20 protein-coding genes are annotated in these 20,258 nt (G+C 60.7%); 5 read left to right on the top strand and 15 right to left on the bottom strand.

Annotation, left to right across the window (positions count from 1 at the left end; translation table 11 throughout):
- Positions 1 to 330: 330 nt before the first annotated feature.
- From N2600_RS33010 to N2600_RS32985, 6 genes are all read right to left on the bottom strand, one after another.
- Positions 331 to 636 carry an alkylphosphonate utilization protein gene (locus tag N2600_RS33010; protein ID WP_017968764.1) on the bottom strand — a complete coding sequence of 102 codons (306 nt, stop codon included), beginning with the start codon at positions 634 to 636 and terminating at the stop codon, positions 331 to 333.
- Between the two features lie 486 nt (positions 637 to 1,122).
- On the bottom strand, positions 1,123 to 2,109 hold the full coding sequence (gene acuI / locus N2600_RS33005; RefSeq protein ID WP_222384918.1) for an acrylyl-CoA reductase (NADPH): 987 nt from the start codon (positions 2,107 to 2,109) through the stop codon (positions 1,123 to 1,125).
- A gap of 179 nt (positions 2,110 to 2,288) precedes the next feature.
- Positions 2,289 to 3,293 carry an NADP-dependent oxidoreductase gene (locus tag N2600_RS33000; RefSeq protein WP_260299734.1) on the bottom strand — a complete coding sequence of 335 codons (1,005 nt, stop codon included), beginning with the start codon at positions 3,291 to 3,293 and terminating at the stop codon, positions 2,289 to 2,291.
- Between the two features lie 156 nt (positions 3,294 to 3,449).
- Entirely contained in the window at positions 3,450 to 4,040 is a 591-nt protein-coding gene (locus tag N2600_RS32995) for a TetR/AcrR family transcriptional regulator (protein ID WP_170277484.1), read from the bottom strand.
- A gap of 51 nt (positions 4,041 to 4,091) precedes the next feature.
- The gene (locus N2600_RS32990) at positions 4,092 to 4,910 is read right to left on the bottom strand and encodes an oxidoreductase (RefSeq protein WP_260299733.1); all 819 of its coding nucleotides are present in this window, start codon (positions 4,908 to 4,910) and stop codon (positions 4,092 to 4,094) included.
- A 783-nt stretch (positions 4,911 to 5,693) separates the two neighbouring features.
- Positions 5,694 to 6,551 carry a PDZ domain-containing protein gene (locus N2600_RS32985; RefSeq protein WP_260299732.1) on the bottom strand — a complete coding sequence of 286 codons (858 nt, stop codon included), beginning with the start codon at positions 6,549 to 6,551 and terminating at the stop codon, positions 5,694 to 5,696.
- Here N2600_RS32985 and N2600_RS32980 point away from each other — a divergent pair.
- On the top strand, positions 6,528 to 6,788 hold the full coding sequence (locus N2600_RS32980) for a winged helix-turn-helix transcriptional regulator (RefSeq protein WP_222384915.1): 261 nt from the start codon (positions 6,528 to 6,530) through the stop codon (positions 6,786 to 6,788). The genes N2600_RS32985 and N2600_RS32980 overlap by 24 nt on opposite strands.
- A 41-nt stretch (positions 6,789 to 6,829) precedes the next feature.
- Here N2600_RS32980 and hpaI read toward each other — a convergent pair whose 3' ends face one another.
- The 7 genes from hpaI to N2600_RS32945 all read right to left on the bottom strand — a co-directional run bounded on the left by hpaI (position 6,830) and on the right by N2600_RS32945 (position 13,891).
- Entirely contained in the window at positions 6,830 to 7,645 is an 816-nt protein-coding gene (gene hpaI / locus N2600_RS32975; RefSeq protein WP_222384914.1) for a 4-hydroxy-2-oxoheptanedioate aldolase, read from the bottom strand.
- 10 nt (positions 7,646 to 7,655) lie between these two features.
- On the bottom strand, positions 7,656 to 8,459 hold the full coding sequence (gene hpaH / locus N2600_RS32970) for a 2-oxo-hept-4-ene-1,7-dioate hydratase (protein ID WP_222384913.1): 804 nt from the start codon (positions 8,457 to 8,459) through the stop codon (positions 7,656 to 7,658).
- A gap of 1 nt (position 8,460) precedes the next feature.
- Entirely contained in the window at positions 8,461 to 9,330 is an 870-nt protein-coding gene (locus N2600_RS32965; protein ID WP_222384912.1) for a fumarylacetoacetate hydrolase family protein, read from the bottom strand.
- A gap of 20 nt (positions 9,331 to 9,350) precedes the next feature.
- On the bottom strand, positions 9,351 to 10,805 hold the full coding sequence (gabD, locus tag N2600_RS32960) for an NADP-dependent succinate-semialdehyde dehydrogenase (RefSeq protein ID WP_260299731.1): 1,455 nt from the start codon (positions 10,803 to 10,805) through the stop codon (positions 9,351 to 9,353).
- 65 nt (positions 10,806 to 10,870) lie between these two features.
- Complete coding sequence (gene hpaD, locus N2600_RS32955; protein WP_222384910.1) at positions 10,871 to 11,851, bottom strand: 3,4-dihydroxyphenylacetate 2,3-dioxygenase; 981 nt, start codon at positions 11,849 to 11,851, stop codon at positions 10,871 to 10,873.
- A gap of 38 nt (positions 11,852 to 11,889) precedes the next feature.
- Positions 11,890 to 13,407 (bottom strand): 5-carboxymethyl-2-hydroxymuconate semialdehyde dehydrogenase, encoded by a 1,518-nt coding sequence (hpaE, locus tag N2600_RS32950; RefSeq protein WP_222384909.1) that lies wholly within the window; start codon positions 13,405 to 13,407, stop codon positions 11,890 to 11,892.
- A 91-nt stretch (positions 13,408 to 13,498) separates the two neighbouring features.
- Complete coding sequence (locus N2600_RS32945; RefSeq protein ID WP_260299730.1) at positions 13,499 to 13,891, bottom strand: 5-carboxymethyl-2-hydroxymuconate Delta-isomerase; 393 nt, start codon at positions 13,889 to 13,891, stop codon at positions 13,499 to 13,501.
- A gap of 102 nt (positions 13,892 to 13,993) precedes the next feature.
- Between N2600_RS32945 and hpaR the strand changes: the two genes are divergently transcribed.
- Positions 13,994 to 14,485, top strand: coding sequence for a homoprotocatechuate degradation operon regulator HpaR (gene hpaR, locus N2600_RS32940; RefSeq protein ID WP_407766908.1), 492 nt, complete (start codon positions 13,994 to 13,996; stop codon positions 14,483 to 14,485).
- Between the two features lie 51 nt (positions 14,486 to 14,536).
- Here the strand turns inward: hpaR and N2600_RS32935 are convergent, their stop codons facing one another.
- Both N2600_RS32935 and N2600_RS32930 read right to left on the bottom strand, forming a co-directional pair.
- Positions 14,537 to 15,049 carry a flavin reductase gene (locus tag N2600_RS32935; RefSeq protein ID WP_003550320.1) on the bottom strand — a complete coding sequence of 171 codons (513 nt, stop codon included), beginning with the start codon at positions 15,047 to 15,049 and terminating at the stop codon, positions 14,537 to 14,539.
- Between the two features lie 9 nt (positions 15,050 to 15,058).
- The gene (locus N2600_RS32930; protein ID WP_222384907.1) at positions 15,059 to 16,621 is read right to left on the bottom strand and encodes a 4-hydroxyphenylacetate 3-hydroxylase family protein; all 1,563 of its coding nucleotides are present in this window, start codon (positions 16,619 to 16,621) and stop codon (positions 15,059 to 15,061) included.
- A gap of 52 nt (positions 16,622 to 16,673) precedes the next feature.
- Here N2600_RS32930 and N2600_RS32925 point away from each other — a divergent pair, with 52 nt between their 5' ends.
- The 3 genes from N2600_RS32925 (at position 16,674) to N2600_RS32915 (ending at position 20,257) form a co-directional block, all read left to right on the top strand.
- A complete protein-coding gene (locus tag N2600_RS32925; protein WP_260299729.1) occupies positions 16,674 to 17,609 on the top strand; it encodes an AraC family transcriptional regulator in 936 nt (311 codons plus the stop codon).
- 170 nt (positions 17,610 to 17,779) lie between these two features.
- The gene (locus tag N2600_RS32920) at positions 17,780 to 18,724 is read left to right on the top strand and encodes a helix-turn-helix domain-containing protein (RefSeq protein WP_407766912.1); all 945 of its coding nucleotides are present in this window, start codon (positions 17,780 to 17,782) and stop codon (positions 18,722 to 18,724) included.
- A 126-nt stretch (positions 18,725 to 18,850) separates the two neighbouring features.
- Complete coding sequence (locus N2600_RS32915) at positions 18,851 to 20,257, top strand: aldehyde dehydrogenase family protein (protein WP_222384905.1); 1,407 nt, start codon at positions 18,851 to 18,853, stop codon at positions 20,255 to 20,257.
- Position 20,258 lies beyond the last annotated feature (1 nt).

Genomic DNA, 20,258 nt, shown 5'->3' with positions numbered 1-20,258 from the left:
CCGCGAGCCGACGCGACCGATGGGTCTTAGCCGGCGTGGCGCTGGTCAAGGCCGACGCGCTCGACGGTCATGCGTCCGTCGAGCTGCCCAAAATTCTACGGGCTGCGAATCCGACAAGCCATGAGCCGCTTGCGTCCCTGACCGGGAAGAGGTGAATGCCCTCCAGGACTATGCAGCCAAACACGGCGGCGCTGGAAAAGCATCCTGAGTCGGGTGTGAATGGGCGAAGCGCCCTATGACGACGGTGGCACCCTGCGCCGGCTGCGCAACACCCACGGTCCGACCTGCCTCGATCGCTATCGCCTGCCGAAACGCCAGGCAGATCGCCGATCAGCGCTTGCGCACAAACTCCGTGCGCAGGACCAGCCCCTTGATCGCATCGTGGCGGCAGTCGATCTCTTCCGGGTTGTCGGTGAGCCGGATCGACCGGATGACGGTGCCCTGCTTCAGGGTCTGGCCCGCGCCCTTGACCTTCAGGTCCTTGATCAGCACGACGGAATCGCCGTCGGCAAGAAGATTGCCGGATGCGTCGTGGACTTGCGCGGCTTTGGCCTTGTCCGCAGCAATTTCGGAAGCGGGCCTCCACTCGCCGGTTGCTTCGTCATAGATGTAATCGTCGTCATTCTGGTCGCTCATTGCATTGCCCTTTCTCGGGAGAGTCCTTTTTGACCGTCCCTCATGTCATGCGCGTCTATCGTGGAACGGCGTCGAGATCAAACGGCGGGCGTTTTACGTCGGTTGCACTGAGCGGATCAGCGAGCCTCGCGGAATGTCGGAGCATCCGGCCGCGCTGGCGCAGAAGGCTGCTGGCGGATTAATTCAGATCTGGCGCGGGGCCGCTTGCGCGCCGCGTGGCGGCCGGTCAAGCCGTTTGTGGCAGCAGGCACGCGGGCTTCGCAGGTCCGGGGACCCGCTTGCCCGCTCACCGGCTCCGCTCGACCTGGCCAACCCGGACCCTGAAACGCGCGGCTTGCGCCGGTTCCTTTCGACCGCACCGGAGGGCAGACCGGCCAAGGGGCCGGAACCGCTTCGGAAAACCGAGAAGGAAACCATCACGGCAAAGCCCGCAAGCCGCTCCCGTCAAGCCGCCCAGTGCCAGCTGACCATCCGACCACACGAGGGTTAGGCATTGACGTCGACGACCGTGCGACCCTGAACCTGTCCTGCAAGGAGCCGTCGCGCAACGTCGGTCACGTCGGCCAGCCCGATAACTTTCGTCGTGCGAGCGAGCTTGTTGAGATCGAGATCGCGGGCCAGACGCGACCAGGCTTTGAGGCGAACCGATTGCGGCGCGTTGACGGAATCAATGCCGGCGAGCGTGACGTTGCGCAGGATGAAGGGCAGGACGGTCGCGGGAAGATCGAGGCCCTGGGCGAGGCCGCAAGCGGTCACCACACCGCGATACTGGGTCTGGGCCAGCACGTTCGCCAGCGTATGGCTACCAACGGAGTCTATCGCACCGGCCCATCGTTCGCTGGTAACAGGCGTGCCCGGTTCGGAAAGGGTTCGGCGATCGATGACATCGGCTGCGCCAAGCTCGCGCAGATAGTTGGCCTCTTCGAGACGCCCGGTTGATGCGACCACACGATAGCCGAGGTCGGCGAGAAGGGCGATCGCGATCGATCCGACGCCGCCGTTGGCACCCGTGACAAGGATGTCGCCCCGGTCGGGCGTAATGCCGCCATGTTCGAGCGCCAGCACCGACAGCATTGCCGTGTAGCCCGCTGTTCCGACGGCCATGGCATCCAAGGTAGACAGGGGGGCCGGAATCTTGACGAGCCAGTCGCCGCTCAGCCGGGCCTTTTGCGCGTAGCCGCCATGATGGGTCTGGCTCAGTCCCCAGCCATTGGCAACGACGCGGTCACCGACTTCGATGCCTGGATAGGAGGACCCCTCGACCGTTCCCGCAAGATCAATGCCAGGAATGAGCGGGAATCTCTGGATGATCGGAGCACGACCCGCAAGCGCCATGCCGTCCTTGTAGTTCACAGTCGAGTAATCGACGGTGATCGTGACATCGCCCGGCATGAGGTCTTGTTCTTCCAATTCGACCAAATCCGTCGATATCGTATCGCCGCTTTTGCTGGCCATAAGTCCTTTGAATGTCATTGATCTATCCTCTGATTGTTGTTTTCGGTGGCTCCCAGGGGTATCGGCCCGCCGTCCGATAGCGCTCGGCGGGATGCTCCTGCCTGGTGTTCGGAAGGATGGCCAGGCGAGCCGCCTGATAGGTATCTGCAAACCGCGTCAGTTTCACCGGTCGCCAATCCGGTGAGGCCGGACGGATTCTAGCCTGCGACCGCTATGACGACTTTGCCCTTCGCGCGCCCTGTCTCGACGTAAGCTAAGGCATCGCCGGTCTTCTCGAACGGGAAAACCTTGTCGACCACCGGGCGGATCACGCCCGATTCGATCAGGGAGGCGATCTCGCCTAACTGTTGACCTTGCGCTCGCATGAACAGGAACGAGTAGCGCATGCCAAGGCGCTTGGCTTTTTTCCGGACCCCTCGGCTCAACAAGTGCAAGACCAGTTTCAGGAAAAGGTTCAGACCGCGTTCCTTGGCAAAAGCCGGATCGGGCGGACCGGAGATGGAAATCAGCTGGCCGCCCGGCTTGAGCACGCCGAACGATTTGTCGAGGGTCTTCGCATCCTGGCTGTTCAACACGAGGTCGTAGCCCGACAGGACCTTCTCGAAATCCTCCGTCTTGTAGTCGATCACCACATCCGCCCCGAGACTTTTGACCAGATCGACATTCTTCGTGCTCGTCGTCGTCGCAACCATTGCCCCGAGGTGCTTGGCGAGCTGGATGGCAAAAGTCCCGACACCGCTGGAGCCGGCCTGGATGAAGACCTTCTGGCCGGGCTTCACCTTGGCTAGCTCGACCAGCGCCTGCCACGCGGTCAGCCCGACCAGTGGGATGGACGCCGCTTCGGCCATGCTGAGGTTCTTGGGCTTCAACGCAACGTCCGCTTCATCGATGGCGATGAATTCGGCGAATGTTCCGATCCGATGATCCCGCGGACGGGCATAGATCTCGTCACCCACCTTTAGACGCCTGACGGCGGCTCCCACCCTGACAACCGTCCCGGCGACGTCGTGTCCGAGCACGAAGGGCGGCCGATAGGGAAGGATAAGTTTGAACTCTCCATCGCGGAGTTTGGAATCAAGCGGGTTCACTGCGGTAGCTTGAATCCGGACGAGGACGTCATTGGCCTGCAACGCCGGCTCCGGCATGGCGACCAGGCGCAGAGCGCCTTTCTTTTTGTACTTATCGACGACGAATGCCTTCACGGCGTTTTCTCCAATGTTAAATTTTGCGGGTGGTCCCAGGCATTGAGGAAGGAAAATGCCTTCGGCTGTGGGTTGAAGGTCTGCTCGGTCATCGTCTTTTCCTGTCTGATGGAGGACGACGCGCCGGGTGTGCCGGGCTTGTCGCAGAAACGAGGGTCATGGTCGGAGCTCGGCGTCCACCAGCGCCAGGGCGTTGCGGAGCCCCTGCGCGAGGAGGTCGTCGGAGAGCTGGCGGTCGGTCAGGGCGCGGCAGAGTTGTAGCGTCCCGGCCATCAGGCCGAGGAGACTGAGCGCCTTCACGCGGGCCGAGAGCGGATCTTCGGGTGCCAATCGGGCGGCGAGGCCGTCGATGACGACCAGCACGCCGTCGGTGTATGCCTGCCTGATTGCGTCCGCGCTGCGCCCGATCTCGTCGAGCAGGGCGGCGTTGGGGCAGCCGTCGCCGGGGTTGTCCCGGTGGTGGGCCGACAGGTACCAGCGCATGAGCTGTTCGAGGCCGGCCGGGCCGGGCTCCGCCAGCTCGACGATGTTCGCGTGCAATGTGTGCAGTTGGTCAGTGACCGCCTCCGCGACGAGGCTGTCCTTGGATTCGAAATGGGCGTAGAAGGCGCCGTTGGTGAGGTCCGCGTCCTTCATGAGCGTCGCGACTCCGGAGCCGTCGATACCGTCCCGCTTGAGCCGGCGACCGGCCGTCGCAATGATCCTCTGCCGCGTCTCCTGCTTGTGTTCTTTCGTGTAACGCACCATGCCTTCCTCCTTTTAAGCCGGGTTTGCGCTCCGGATACCGCTGTGGCCAGGTCAGTTCGGCATCCGGTTGAATCTGCGGATGACGCGGTCGAAGATCCGGGCCGGGGCGACGTTGTATACCGCCTTGATGATCCGGGCGGTCGTACCGGCGGTGCGCCGTAGTTTCGGGTTCCGGTCGGTGGCCGCCGCGACGATCACCTTGGCGACGACGGCGGGGTCGTCGCCGCTGCTGAGGTTCTTCTCCAGCAGATCGTCGTAGTTGCGCCGTCCCGCCGCGTAGAGCGGCATGGGGGTGTCGGCCACCACGCTGTGACCTGCGAACGGCGTGTTGATCGGGCCGGGCTCGACGAGCAGGACCCGGACGCCGCAATCGCGAACCTCGTGGTCCAGCGACTGGGAGTAGCCCTCGACCGCGTGCTTGGTCGAAACATAGAGGGCCATGAACGGGCTGGGGACGAACCCGCTGAGGGAGGAGACATTGATGATGCGTCCGCGGCCCTGGGCGCGCATATGCGGCAGGACCGCCTTGGTCGTCCGCATGACGCCGTAGACGTTGATGTCGAAGATGTCCTGCGTCTGGGTGATCGAGAACTCCTCGACCGCGCCGGTTGTGCCAACGCCGGCGTTGTTGACCAGGACGTCGATGTGCCCGAACCGTTCGATCACCTGCCTGACCGATGAGGCGACCGATTCGTCGCTGGTCACGTCGAGGTCGAGGTACGTCACCCCGGCGGGCGCGGCGAGTTGCGCGGTGTTGCGGCCGGTTCCGATTACCTGGAAACCTGCGGCGGCCAAAGCGATCGCTGTGGCCTTGCCGATGCCTGAGGTGGCGCCTGTTACGAGCGCAACCCGCGGAGTTGCTGTCATCATGAGCTCCTGAAATTGGAATTACGATCATACGACAATAGCGATTGAGTGGTCACAAGGCAAGGATTAAATTATGTTCGTACGTTCACGGAGGGGCGGGACGAGGACGCAGCCGGTGAACGGCGCCGGGATTGCCGGTCGAGATCGCGGAGGGGCGGCATTCTTGAAGAATGACTGGCAGAGGACGAAACGGAGGTTTCAGATTCCGGTTCCGTCGTTTGGACCGCTGACGGCAATGTCTGAATCGGGCGGCGGCAGCCATAGTGCGAATGTCGGGTTTGGAGACGCGTTACGAATGACCGGCGTAAGATGCTCGTTCGTGCTGATCAGGACGGCGACCGCTCACCACCCGGTACTGCAGGCGATTTTGTCCTCGATGCCTGGAACGAGTTGACCGTGTTGCAGTACGCACTCTGGCTCGGCTGTGTTTTGCGCCTCGATCTTGCGCCAAGCATGAGGATCCTGGCAGCGGAGCGGTAGAAATGGCCGATCACGATGTAAGTCGCCGCGACAGTCAGATCGACCTCGATATCGCTGCTGACATAGGTAGATGCGTCGCCACATCGACCGGAGAACCTTCAGCCCGCCATTCGTGCCGCCGGAATGGCGTTGGGCGGGGGCTACAAATGAGCGTCGGCGAACGAATTCATTTGCCGGTGACGACTTTGATTTTGGCACGTATCTCCTGAGCAACATGGCAGAAAACCAACTGCTCCAGTTGCAAGACTGGCGCAGTTCGTTCGTCGAAATTCGGGCGAGCGCTTCTCGCCGGCACGTCGGCTGGATTCAGCCGTCGTCACCTGAATCATCCGAGCCGTCGTCACCCGCATCGTCCGAGCCGTCATCGCCTGAATCGTCCGAGCTGTCGTCGCTGCTGTCGTCCGCATCGTCGCTGGAATCAGCGTCAGCCGACTCGTCCTCGGTCAGGTCCTCTTCGACCGTCGCCTCCTCGCTCTCCTCGGAAGTCTCAATTTCCGTCGATTCCGTGGAAACATATTCCTCGTAGGAGGACGAGCTTACCGTCGTGTCAGTCTCCCAACTGGAGATTTCGCTGACCGCGGTCGTCTCGTTGTAGGATTCGAGTGTGATAATTGCGGCAACCGCGATCACTGCCCCACCACGCGCGACGCTGAAGGACATATCGGAATGGCCGGCCTTCAACTGGCGGCGCACGGCAACATCGACGTCGATCGGCTTATGAACCTTATGGCCCTGTACTTCAGCCAAAACGTCGCCCGGCTTGATCCCCTGCTTGTCGGCAACGCCGCCGGGCTTGACGGAAAGCACCAGAACACCGTGCGCGCCTTTGTCGAGCTTGAACTTCTTGATCACGCCCTTGTTGATCGGCAGCAGCAGCGCATCGAGCGCCTTGGATATCATCGGCCCGGATTTCGCATGGGCCGCCGGCGGGTTTGCCGCGAAGGCGGAGTGAACCCCGGCAAACGGAGAAGCAATATGTGCGACGACGATCAGTGCTCGGAAGGCACGACACGAATTCTTCAAGACCATCTCCTGGGTTGGCGCGAACAAGCTCTTGCTTCGTTCGGCACGGAGACGGTAGTCGACGGCTTCTAAAGATGTCTTAAGCAATGACCTGGAAAATAAAATATAGAAAACACTATGTACTTCACTTGCTTGGTTCAATATTGGCGGCGTGGCGACATCGGTGCAACACCAGCAGCAGCCACACGCGGATCTCCGCGTAAACCAACAACACGACGAATCTTCGCCGAGGTCCCTCCGCGTGTGGAATATGCGCTAACCCCGGCAGCCTATAAGCTCGTACCAGTGTTCGATGGGTTGGTCGCTTGGTGGCAGCGACACAAGATGCATCGGATAGTGAGACTCAACGACTCCGCCCATGCAAGCGAGAGCCGCTGATCTACGTCCGCAAGACGATTGAGGCCCGCTTGGAGGAGATCTTAGTAAACCTTCGTCGTGGCTACTGAACTTCCATGGCCGGCTGCACTCGCCTTCTGAAAGTCGGACAGCAGGCGCGATGCGCCGTTCGCCAACAGGCCGACATCGTTTCCAATGGCGACGAAGGTGGCGCCGAGTTCCAGATAGCGTTTGGCAAGCGACTGATCGGCGGTCAGGATACCGGCTGCCTTGCCGTACGACTGGATACGGATCAGCGCCGCTTCCACCGCCTGTTGTACCTCGGCGTCGCCAGGCCTGCCGAGATGGCCCATGTCGGCGGCGAGATCGGCGGGTCCGATAAAAACGCCATCGACGCCATCGGTAGTGGCGATGTCATCGAGTGCGGCCAGCCCGGCGCGGCTTTCGATCTGCAGCAGCAGGCAGACCTCATCATTGGCGGTCTGCAGGTAGTCGGGAATACGATTGAATGCCGAAGCGCGGGCAAGCGCTGCCCCGACGCCTCGCACGCCGTGCGGCGGATATCGTACCGCACGCACCATGGCTCTTGCCTGGTCGCCGCTCTCGATCATCGGCACCAGCACCGTCTGGGCGCCGATATCGAGAATCTGCTTCAATATCCAGACCTCGCCGATCGGTGCCCGGATGACCGGGTGGCTCGGCGAACCCTTGAGCGCCTGCAATTGCGCCGTCATCAGAGGGATGTCGTTCGGCGCATGCTCACCGTCAATCAACAGCCAGTCATAGCCGGCACCAGCCAGAATTTCGGCCGTGTAGGGATTGGCGAGCGCCAGCCAGAGTCCGATCTGCGGACGCCTCTCGGCCAAGGCCGACTTGAATGTGTTCTTGGGCGCGGGCATGAGCGCTCTCCTATGCGAAATAGATACTGACCGTCCCATAAGGTCCGAAGTCGGCGACGATGGTGTCGCCGTGGCGCGCCTCGATCGGTCTGATGAAGGAGCCGGCAAGGACGATCTGGCCCGCCTCGATGCCGTCGCCATATCGGGCCAGCCGGTTGGCAAGCCAGGCAATGCCTCGCGCCGGCTGATTCAAGACACCGGCACCCAGGCCGGTTTCCTCCACCTCGGCATTGCGGCTGACGATAGCCCCCATCCAGCGCATATCGACGTTGTCGGGCCGCGCCATGCGCCCGCCATGCACGATGCCGGCATTGGCCGCGTTGTCGGAAATCGTGTCGACGATGGTGCGGGCCTTCTTTGTTTCGGGGTCGACCCTGAGGATGCGCGTATCAAGAATTTCCAGGGCCGGGGTGATATACTCCGTGGCATTCAGCACGTCGAACACGGTGATGCCTGGGCCTTTCAGGGGAGCCTTCATGATGAAGGCGATCTCCGCCTCGATCCGCGGCTGGATGAAGCGATCGGCAGGGACCGTTGCGCCGTCCTCGAATAGCATGTCGTCGAACAGCACGCCGGAATCGGGCGTGTCGATGTTCAGCGCATATTGCATCGCCTTCGAGGTCAGCCCAATCTTCCAGCCGATCACCTTGCGCCCGGCGGCGATCTTCTTCGAGACCCAGGCCGACTGCACGGCATAGGCATCATCCATCGTCATGTGCGGATATTTGAGCGACAGAAGCTGCGTCTGTTCGCGCATCCGCTCGGCGATGTCGAGTCGCTCTGCCGCCTGCCTGATATCGTCTGAAGTCAACATTTCACACCTCGTCAGCGATCGTGTTGCGCAAGATGCCGATGCCATCCGCCTCGACCTCGACAACGTCCCCTGGCTGCAGCCAGATCGGCGGGTCGAAGCGGGCACCGGCGCCGGTCGGCGTACCGGTGACGATCACATCGCCGGGAACGAGTGTGGTGAAGGTCGAGATGTAGTTGATGATCCTGCGGAAGGAGAAGATCATCCGGCTGGTGCGGTCGCTCTGGCGCACTTCGCCATTGACCCGCGTCTGGAGCTTGATGTCGGCAAGCTGGCTCTCATTGCGGTAAGGCACGAGCCACGGGCCGATCGAGCCAGTGCTGTCGAAGTTCTTGCCCTGGGTGACGTTGAATTTGGCATGGCGGACCCAGTCGCGGATCGTGCCTTCATTGCAGAGCGACAGGGCTGCGATATGGGATAATGCCTCGGCCTCGGGAATCCGGCGGCCGCCCTTGCCGATGATGATGACGATTTCGCCTTCGTAGTCGAGCTGCGGGCTTTCCGGTGGTCGGATCAGCGGCTGATCGTGGCCGGTGAAGGAGCGCGGAAAGCGGATGAACAGGGAGGGATTGGATGGCGCTGCCTGCCCATCCTTGTATTCCTCGTTGCGGTCGGGGAAGTTCACGCCGACGCAGATGATCTTCTCCGGGGCGGGAACAGGGACTTCGTAACGGATGTCCGACACCGGAAAATCGGGCTCCAAGCTCGCCGCTTCCTCAGCGAGCTTCAGCAGCACGCCGTCGGTTATAACCTCGCGCAGCGTTGGCCACTTCGTGCCATGGCGGGCGGAAAGGTCAATGATTCCATCTCCGGCAAGAACGCCGTATCCACTGTGGTCGTTGCGGGTAAAGCTGACAAACTTCGGGTGGGACATCGTTTTTCCTCCTATTCAGTTCAGCCGATGCCGCCGAGGCAGACATATTTGATCTCGGTGAATTCCTCGATGCCGTATTTCGAGCCCTCACGGCCGAGACCCGACAGTTTGACGCCGCCAAACGGCGCTTCGGCTGTCGAGATCAGGCCGGTATTGACGCCGACCATGCCGTATTCCAGCGCCTCGGCCACACGAAATACCCGGGCGAGATCCTTGGCGTAGAAGTAGGAGGCGAGGCCGAATTCGGTGTCATTAGCCTGCTCGATGACGTCGGCTTCGTTCTTGAAACGGAACAGCGGCGCCAGCGGCCCGAAAGTTTCCTCGCGCGCCACCGCCATGTCCCTGGTGACGTCGCCCAAGATGGTCGCCTCGAAGAAGGTGCCGCCCAGCGCATGCCGTTTGCCGCCCTGCAGGATGCGCGCGCCCTTGCCCAAGGCATCGGCAATATGCTCCTCGACCTTGGCGAGGGCGGCCTTGTCGATCAGTGGCCCAAGGATGACGCCCTCGTCAAAGCCGTTGCCGATCTTCAGCCTGGCGACCGCAACTGCCAGCTTTTCTGCAAAGGCGTCATAGACGCCGTCCTGCACGTAGATGCGGTTGGCGCAAACACAGGTCTGGCCATTGTTGCGATATTTGGCAATCAGCGCCCCTTCGATCGCCGCGTCGAGATCGGCATCGTCGAAAACGATGAACGGCGCATTGCCGCCAAGCTCGAGGCCGAGTTTTTTGATGGTCGGGGCGCTCTGCTTGTAGAGTTCGGTGCCGATTTCGGTCGAACCGGTAAAGGTCAGCTTGCGCACCACCGGGTTCGAGGTCATCTCGGCGCCGATGGCCGCGGCCGAGCCGGTGACGACGCTGAAGAGACCCTTCGGCAGGCCGGCGCGTTCTGCCAGGATCGCAATCGCGATCGCCGAGAACGGCGTCTGCGAGGCGGGTTTCAGCACCATGGCGCAGCCGGCGGCAAAGGCGGGACCTGCCTTGCGGGTGATCATCGCATTGGGGAAGTTCCACGGCGTGATTGCCGCGACGACGCCGATCGGCTGCTTCATCACCATGATGCGCTTGTCCGGCTGGTGGCCGGGGATCAGGTCGCCATAGATGCGGCGGCCCTCCTCGGCAAACCATTCGATGAAGCTCGCACCATAGACGATTTCACCGGTCGCCTCGGCCAGCGGCTTGCCCTGTTCCAGGGTCAGAATACGGCCAAGATCGTCCTTGTTTTCGATCATCAGCTCGTACCATTTGCGCAGGACCGCGCAACGGTCCTTGGCAGTGCGCGCAGCCCAGCCCTTCTGGGCCACACGGGCTGCCTCAATGGCCGTCCTGGTCTCGGCGGCGCCCAGCTTCGGCACCCGACCGATGATCTCACCGGTCGCCGGATTGTTCACCTCGATCGCGTTGTTCGGATCGGCCTCGATCCAATTGTCGCCGACAAGAGCGGCTTGGCGGAACAAGGAAGGATCTTGCAATTTCATGGCTGGCTCCTCACCAAGCATTGAGAAAACAGCGGACGCTTTCGCGCCCGCCCAGCTGGGGAAATTCAGGGCGCGACGATCGGCTGGGCCTTCAGCGCGGAATCGCGCACCTCGGTGCCGGCAAAGGTGCTGCCCTCCTCGAACCAGGATTTCGGCGCCGGAGCCCCCCAGAGCGTCTGGCGCTGCGGATCCTTGAGATCCCATTTGATCGGCTCGAGATCCGGATCGACCGTCTGATAATCCGAGCAATAGATCTCGATACGATGGCCATCCGGATCGCGGATATAGAGGAAGAAGGCATTCGAAATACCGTGCCGGCCCGGTCCGCGCTCGATATTGGGCAGCCAACCGGTGGTCGCCATCAGATCGAGCAGATCGATGATATTGAGCGGCGTCGGAACCCAGAACGCGGTGTGATGCAAACGCGGACCGCGACCGTTGGTAAACGCGATGTCGTGGACGCCACCCTTGCGGTGCGTCCATGCCGCCCAGAGCTTCCCGGTTTCCTCGTCGGCGGTGTACTCCGTCACCCGGAAGCCGATCTCATTGTAGAAGGCGACACTTTCGTCGACATTCGGTGAGAAGCAGTTGAAGTGATCGATACGGAGCGGCTTCACGCCTCTGTAGAGGGCATATTTCTGGTGGATCGGCGGCAGGCGGTCCATCTTTGAATAGAATTCCAGCGGAATGCCGTGCGGATCGCGGGTGCGGAAGGTACGCGACTGGTAGGGCCGCTCGACCCATTCGACCGGCAGACCCTTGCCCTTGAAGAAATGCTCAGCCTTGTCGAGGTCCTCGTCGGAAAACACCTTGAAGCCGAGATCGCGTGCTTCGGCGACGACGTCTTTCTTCAGGACGATGCAGTGATGCCCTCGTTCTTCGAGCGCACGCAGATAGATCGTGTCTGGCGTCTCGTCGGTCACCTGCAAGCCGAGCGTATCGACGTAGAAGGCGCGCGATTTCGTAAGGTCGGTCACGGCAAGCTCGACATGGCTGAGGCGCACGATGTTGAAAGGCGGATAAAGATTGGGTGTGGGCAGGGGCATAGGGTTCTCCTCCAAATTCAATAGGGTGTCCGGTGCACTCAGCCGCCGAGTTTCTGGATCGCATGCGCCTTGGTGGCGAAAGCAACGTTTTTGGTCTCCATATAGAAATCGAAGGACCAATCGCCGCCGTCACGGCCGATCCCGGAGTTCTTGACGCCGCCGAAAGGTGTCGGCAGATGGCGGACGTTTTCCGAATTCACCCAGATCATCCCCGCCTCCAGAGCATCGGTGAAGCGGAACGCACGGGTGACGTCCGAGGTCCAGAGATAGCCCGTCAGGCCGTATTGCACGTCGTTGGCAAGGGCCAGCGCATCGGCCTCGTCCTTGAAGGGGATCGCGGTCAGAACGGGCCCGAAGATTTCTTCCTGCGCAATGCGCATTTGGTTGTTGGCGCCGGTGAAGAGGGTGGGGGATACGTAGCATCCGCCACCCGGCCCTTCGAATTTCGTGCCGCCGGCGGCAACCGTCGCGCCGCCGGCTTTGCCGATCTCGATATATTCCAGCACCTTCTTTTCGTGCACGGGGTGGATCAGCGGGCCGACCACAGTTTCTGGATCGAGGGGGTGGCCGACCTTGATGCGCCTGGCCTTCTCGGCGACCATCGCCGTGAAGCGGTCGTAGATGCCTTCCTCCACCAGCAAGCGGGAGGAGGAGGTGCAGCGCTCGCCGTTCAGCGAATAGATCATGAAGACGGCAGCATCGGCGGCGCGCTCCAGATCGGCATCGGCAAAGACGATGACGGGGTTCTTGCCGCCAAGTTCGAAGTGTACCCGTTTCAGCGTATCGGCACCCTGTTTCATGATCATCGAGCCGGTCCGGCTCTCACCGACAAAGCCGATCGCCTTGATATCAGGATGCTCGGTCAGCGCCTTGCCGGCGTCCTCGCCGAGCCCGTTGACAAGGTTCCAGACACCCTTCGGCAGACCAGCCTCTTCGGCGATTTCGACCAGCAGCCGCGCCGTCAGCGGCGAGAATTCCGCCGGCTTGTGGACGATCGTGCAGCCGCTGGCGAGCGCCGGCGCAATCTTCCATGTCGACAGCATAAAGGGCGTATTCCATGGCGTAATGACGCCGACCGGGCCGATGGGTGCGCGGGTGGTGATATTGACTTGACCATCCGCACGCAGCGTTTTGCCATCACGGGCTTCCACGGCGCGATCGGCGAAGAAACGGAAGTTCTCGGCTCCGCGAAGGGCTGCCTTCGCCATGAATTTCAGCGATTGGCCGGTATCCATGCATTCGACGAACGCGATCTCTTCGGCGCGCGCGACGATGGCATCGGCTATTTTGTGCAGCAGCGCCTTGCGCGCATCGCCGGGGATTGCCGCCCAGGCGGGAGAGGCCGCCTTCGCTGCCTTCGCTGCCCGGTCCACATCGGCCGCCTTGCCATGCGCCACCTTTGCCAGCACCTTCAGATCGACAGGAGAGATGATATCGAAGGTCGTGCCGTCGGCGGCCGGCACCGCTTCGCCATCGATATGGTTCAGCACGCCCCGCGCGCGGAAGCGGGCCAGATAGGCCTCCGCTTTTGCAATGTTGTTTTCAAATGTCGACATTTTTTCTCCAATATTGCTGGTCTTGCCGCGCCGGACTGCGAGGCAGTTGCCGCGCTTTTCCGTTTGCTGCGTCTGGATTCAGGCGAGCTGCTTAGCTGTTCGTTTTGCGAAGACGCGGATGAATGGCGTTTTTCTTCCAGCTGAGCGCCGGATCGATCTCACGGATTTCAAGCGTCAGTGCAAAATGCGGCGCCTGGAAAAGGGATTCCAGGTGCTGCGTCACCGCCTGGAAGATAGCTTCTCCGGTCCGGCGCTTGTCATCTTCGCTGCGTCCCTCGCCGATACGGAAAGACATGTCGATGAAGGCATTATCGGCAAGAAGATCCGCAATCGCATAGGCTTCGCACCGAATAGCGCGCACCCGCACCGCCCCGACCTCGAACAGGCCCGTTTTCAGGATTTCCATATGGACCACGCGACAAAGCGCGTCGAAGTCCACGGTTCGATCGATATTGGCCGAATAATCCATCGTGAAATGCGGCATCGTTCCTCCCGCGCCACAGTGACTTATATATTTAACATGTTAACAATATTTACGGCCTTGTCAACGATGATGGGCACTCGGCTCGTTGCGTGTCGCAAAAATATGATCCATAGAACCCTTATGACGAGACAACCCCCTAAGACGAACGGCATAGTGCAGGACGCTCTTCTCCCGCGCGACACTCGCCGCTCGCTGCCGATTGCGCTGCTTCGGGCGCGTGAGGCGGTCATGGGGCATTTCCGTCCGATGTTGGCGCTGCATGACGTGACCGAACAGCAATGGCGGGTGATCCGCATTCTGGCCGAAGCCGGAACGTTGGATGCCTCGGAGATGTCGGAGCGGGCCTTCATCCTTGCCCCGAGCCTGACGCGGATCATCCGATCCCTGGAGGAACGCGGCTTCATCACCAAGACAAAGGATACTGAAGACGGTCGTCGAATCCTTCTTGAGATCACGGCCGCCGGGCTGAAAGTGATCAATGAAGTCAGCCCAGACAGCCGTATGATTTACACGGCGCTGGAGCAGCGGTTTGGTCGGGAACGGATCGATACGCTACTGGATATGCTCGACGAATTGGCGATGCTGCACAAATAGTTGGATGTCTCCCATGCCTTGATAAAGCAAGGCTGCAGACAGCCCGCTTGTTCAACCTCCGAAGCTGCCAATTTGCGTCGGGACATGAACGTAATTCCGGTCAAAATACAGTAACGCATTGCCATCGGGGCGGGATCGGATGCCGGCGATCCGCCCGATGAAAATGTGATGGCTGCCGACAAGTCTTGCCTCGGACAGCTCGCAATCAAATGAGACGATCGCATCCGCGAGAGCATCCGTACCTGAAGGCATTGCGACCCAATCCGCAGAGGCGTAACGCGCCTCCATATCGGCGGTTGCTCCGGCGAATTTCCCGGCTAGCTCTCTGTGGTCGTGACTTAATACGTTCACGCAGAACCGGTGGTTTTCCAGAAACAGTGCAGTTTGGGCGGATCGGCTATTCATGCAGACGAGCAGCGTCGGCGGCTCATCCGTGACGCTGCACATGGCCGTGGCGGTGAACCCGCCGCGACCGGCGGGACCATTGGTGGTGATGACGTTGACCGGCGCGCAAACGCGCGCCATGGCGTTGCGGAACTCGGTTTTGGAAAAGGCTTCCTCCATGGTCGCCTCCTATTCCGCGGCCGACTTGAACGGGTCTGCGGCACCGATCGGCGGCAGCCAGGTATCGCCGGTCCAGCCGTTTTCGTCGTAGTCGCTCATGCAGGTGTCAACCAGGGCCTCCATTTCGCGCAACCGTCCGCCACGCTCGGCCCCCTTCAGCACCTGAAGCCGGACTTCTTCCGGCGCTCCGGCATAGTTCAATTCGTAGAGCGCATGCCGTCCGCCGAACTCGGTTCCGGTTGCGTCCCACAACAGCTTCATGATCTTAATGCGTTCGATATGGCCCATGTCGTTGGAGCCGCGCACATACTGGCCGAGATAGCGGTCGATCTCCGGATTGCCGAAATCCTTGGCCGAGGACGGCAAATAGATCAATCCCGAGGCAACGACCTTGCGGACCGTCTCGATGACGCGGGGATAGGCTTCCGACATGAAGGTGCGGTAGGCAAGGGCCGCTTCCAGATTGGGCAGTACTGCGCCGTTCGCCCAGGGGATCGGATTGTAGGCCATGGCGTTGGAGAAGCTCCAGAACATGTGGCGCAACGCAATGACTTCACCGAGTGCGGCCTGATTGCCGCGGAAGGCATCACCGCCAGTTGCTCGCAAAGCCTTGGCGAGCAGGCCTGCCAGGAAATCAAGTTTGACGGCGAAACGCGTGCAGCCCTGGAAGCAGTAGCCGTGCATGAAGCCGGAAGCGGGATGAAAGGACAGGATCTTCGGCGCATCGCGCAGCACCAGCACGTCCTCCCAGGGGATGAAGACATTGTCCAGAACGAGGATGGCATCGTTCTCATCGAAGCGGGAAGAGAGCGGGTAGTCGAACGGCGTGCCGACACGGTTTGCGGTTTCCTCATAGGAAACGCGGCAGAACATCTTGATGCCGGGCGCATTCATCGGGACGATGAACATCACCGACAGAGACGGATCTTCCGTAACCGTCGCCGAGCTCTGTGCCAGGAAATTGTAGTGCGTCAAAGCAGAGGACGTCGCCACCACCTTCGCACCCGAGACGTAGATGCCGGCGTCGGTTTCCTTAGTGATATGAACGAATACGTCCTTTACGGCATCCGCCGGCTTGTGGCGGTCGATCGGTGGGTTGACGATCGCGTGGTTCATGAAGAGAGCAGCTTCCTGGGCGCGCTTGTGCCAGGCGAGTGCATTGTCTTTGAAGGGACCATACCAGTCGGCATTGGCGCCCAGCGTATTCATCAATGCTGCTTTGTAGTCGGCGGTGCGGCCCATCCATCCGTAGGACATGCGGGCCCAATCGGCGATCGCGCCCTGTTGAGCGACGAGATCGGCGGAGGACTTTGCGACACGGAAATATTTGTGGGTGTAGCCTCCAGAACCGGTGTCGGTGGGCGATGTCAGGCGATCCCTCGTCTTCTCAGCATGCAGTGCATCGTAGAGCCTTGCAAGCGATCGGACGGAATTGCGCATGGACGGATGCGCCGTCACGTCCTTGACGCGATCGCCATTAATATAGACCTCGCGGCCGTCGCGTAGGCTGGCGAGATATTCTTCGCCGGTGAAAGGCCGCTTTGTATCGGCCCGGAACTCTTCTGCTCTCATCGTCTCCTCTTATGATGTCAGTCAAAGCTAGTCCTTGCGTCCGACCTCCACCATGGACAGAATAGAGAAATCACTTGTACTTTTCTTGGTGGCCGGCATGAACGATATCGTCCCAAGTTTCTTTGTTTACGGCGAACCGGATCGTCCTTTGGAGATCGGTTTTCTTCATGTGGAAACAGTGATGGCCCGAGTAAATCTCCATTCCGGCCAAGTTCGAGCCCACAAACATGACCGGATGATGCAGGTCACTTTCTGGACCAGTGGTAGCGGGTCCTATTTCATAGAAGACCAACGTTTGGACTTTTTGGCGCCCGCCGTTAGTTTCGTGCCGAGCGGCGTGGTCCATGGTTTCAACGTCGATCCGCTCGTCTCCGACGCGATCGTCGTGTCGATCGCCGACAGTCTGCTGCCATCGATCGCGGGTCAGACGATCCTGCCGCTGGATCGTCCGGTGATGGTGACGGGGCGGGGCGCGGAGGCGCTCTGGGAGAGGCTGGGGTGCACCATGCGATTGATCCTGGAAGAATATGCCGAGGGAAGAGGGCAGGCCGACAAGATTATCCCACCGCTGACCGCCGCCGTACTGACCCAGATCGGACGCTTGGCGTCAGACGCCCCGATGCTGGCGCAATCGCCACAACGCCTGCTTGCTGGCGAGCTTCGACGGCTGATCGACCGGCATTTTCGTGAGAACTGGCCAGTCGCGCGCTACGTTTCGACCCTCGGCACCACGCCGCATCTTCTTGCCAAGGCAGGGCACATGGCATTCGGCCAGGGCGTCAGGGACATGATCGCCGCGCGCCGCCTGCTCGAGGCCAAGCGGCTGTTGCTCTTCACCATCCGATCGCTCGAGAACATAGCCTACGAGGTGGGCTTGAAGGATGCCGCTTATTTTTCGCGCTTTTTCCGCGCGCGCACCGGTATGCCGCCCAGTGAATGGCGGCGGCAAAACATAGCTGGCGAGAAGAGTCGGGATGACGGATTCTAGTTAACATGTGAAATATATTGACAGGGCGATCGATCTTCGACACTCTTTCAGTTTACCGGTCTCAGGTGTTGCCGCCTTTTTGCGCTTGTGGGAGAGTCGCGCGAGACGGAAATGTCGTTGACTGACACTGTTGGGAGGCAGAGTTGGAGCTCTTGAACAATCAGGCCCTGATGCAACACGCATGGGCAACCGTTCCCTATGATCAATGGACCAGTGATCTCCAATCGATCTGCGGCAACTTCAATCCGAAAGCAATGGAGAGCGGCAAGCCCGTAACGGGGGCAGCGCGGCGTATCGATGTCTGCGGTATGGAGTTCGCCCATGTTTCCAATGATCTCGATCGCGTCCATCGAGATTGGGATGACATTCGCCGAGACGCCAACGAACACCTTTTTCTCATCATGCAGCTCGAAGGGTCCTGTGGTCTCGAGCACGTCGGCCTCCAGGCAGTCCTGGATGTCGGTGATTGCATTCTCGTCGACTCGACCCGGCCCACGACATTCCATTTCGGTGGACAGTTCAGCAATCATCTGTCGCTGCATTTGCCACGCCAGATCATGTATGCCGAAAGCCCGATCGATTTCGACATCGCCCGCAAACTCGAGGCCTTTGACCCGATGGCGATGATGCTGCGTGCGCTGGTGGCGAAGATCATGTCCAATTCGGCATCGGATGCCGCGTCTGCCAATCTGCGGCACCTGATGTTCAATGCGACGCGACAGGCCTTCGTCTCAAACGGCGACGCCATGTCCGCTCTCAACGACAGCGCTTCGCGGCGGCTGGAAATGGTCGACATACTGATCGACCGACACCTGACCGAGAGCGATCTCAGCGCCAAGTGGCTGGCGACACGGATCGGCGTATCCATCCGCACGCTGCAACAGGATTTTCAAGGTATCGGCATGACCTGCACCACGGTCATCCGTGACAAGCGGTTGCGCCTCGTGCGTGAAAAGATTGCGCAGATCAAAGATCAAAGAAGCCCAAGGACGATCGCGGAAGTCGCCTATTCGGCCGGCTTCAATGATATTTCCTATTTCAATCGCAGCTTCAAGGATCTGTTCGACTGCGCGCCGACCGATCTGCTCAGGCCGGTGACATCAACCGCACAATAGTGCGGTTTGAATACTTGATGAGCCGACGGCCTGTTGCGTTTGAAACCAAGTCGCGGCGCGCTCCTGCCCAAGACGGCTTTCTTCTGCCCCGTCATACTCCTTCCAAAGCTCAGGGAGGAGCCAATCGTGAAGCAGTACAGTCTGTTCATCGGCGGAGCACGCATCGAGACCGCAACCTATGCCGACATTCGCAACCCATCGACCGGCGAAATCGTCGGTCAGATGCCGCTGGCGACGGCGGCGGATCTCGACCTTGCCGTTGCCGCCGCCTCAGCCGCCTTTCGCACTTGGAGCCAGGCGCCGGAAGAAGAGCGCCAGGCCGCCTGCCGCGCCATTGCCGAAAAGATCGCAGCCAATGGCGAGGAGCTCGCGCGGCTTTTGACGCTGGAGCAGGGCAAGCCTCTCAATGGTCTCGGTTCCCGGTTCGAAATCGGTGGCGCGCTTGCCTGGACACGCCACACCGCCGAACTGAATCTGCCGGTTGAGATCCTGCAGGACGACAATGAGGGCCGCGTCGAATTGCATCGTAAACCCATTGGCGTCGTCGGTTCGATCACACCCTGGAACTGGCCGGTGATGATCGCTTGCTGGCATATCGTGCCAGCGGTGCGAGCCGGCAATACGGTCATCATCAAGCCCTCGCCGCTGACACCACTTTCGACGATCCGTCTTGTCGAGATCATGAACGAAGTGCTGCCGCCCGGCGTCGTCAATGTCATCACCGGCGAAAACAGCATTGGTGCAGCACTTTCCGCCCATGACGGCATCGCCAAGATGACCTTCACAGGCTCGACCGAGACCGGCAAGAAGGTCATGGCTTCGGCTGTCGCGACGTTGAAACGCCTGACGCTCGAGCTTGGCGGCAATGATGCCGGTATAGTTCTTCCCGATGCCGACCCCGCGCAGATCGCCGAGGGCCTGTTCTGGGGAGCCTTCATCAACAACGGCCAGACCTGCGCAGCGCTGAAGCGCCTTTATGTGCACGACAGCATTTATGAAGACGTCTGCGCACGGCTTGCCGACTATGCCGGCAGGATCGTGATCGGCGACGGCCTTGACGAAACCAGCATTCTTGGCCCGGTCCAGAACGAAATGCAGTTCAACAAAGTTCGCGAACTTGTCGATGATGCGCGCGCCAATGGCGGCCGAATTCTCGCCGGCGGCACGCCGATCGACCGGCCGGGCTATTTCTATCCGATCACGCTTGTTGCCGACGTCGACCATGGTGTGCGTCTCGTCGACGAAGAGCAGTTCGGGCCGGCACTGCCGATCATTCGTTACTCCGATATCGATGAGGTCATCGCTCGCGCCAACACCAATCCCGCCGGGCTTGGCGGCTCGGTCTGGTCGGCAGACGCCGAAAAAGCCAAGCGCTACGCAATGCAGCTCGAATGCGGCTCGGTATGGATCAACAAGCACGGCACGATCCAGCCGAACGCGCCCTTTGGCGGCGTCAAGCAATCGGGCATGGGTGTCGAGTTCGGCGCCGAAGGGCTGAAGGAATTTACCACCATCCAGACGGTTTTGAGCTGAG

Origin of the sequence: Rhizobium sp. WSM1274, assembly GCF_025200775.1 — a bacterium.
Taxonomy (GTDB): Bacteria; Pseudomonadota; Alphaproteobacteria; order Rhizobiales; family Rhizobiaceae; genus Rhizobium; species Rhizobium leguminosarum_I.
Note: the sequence above shows the minus strand (reverse complement) of the source record. Positions and strands in the feature narration are given on the sequence as shown.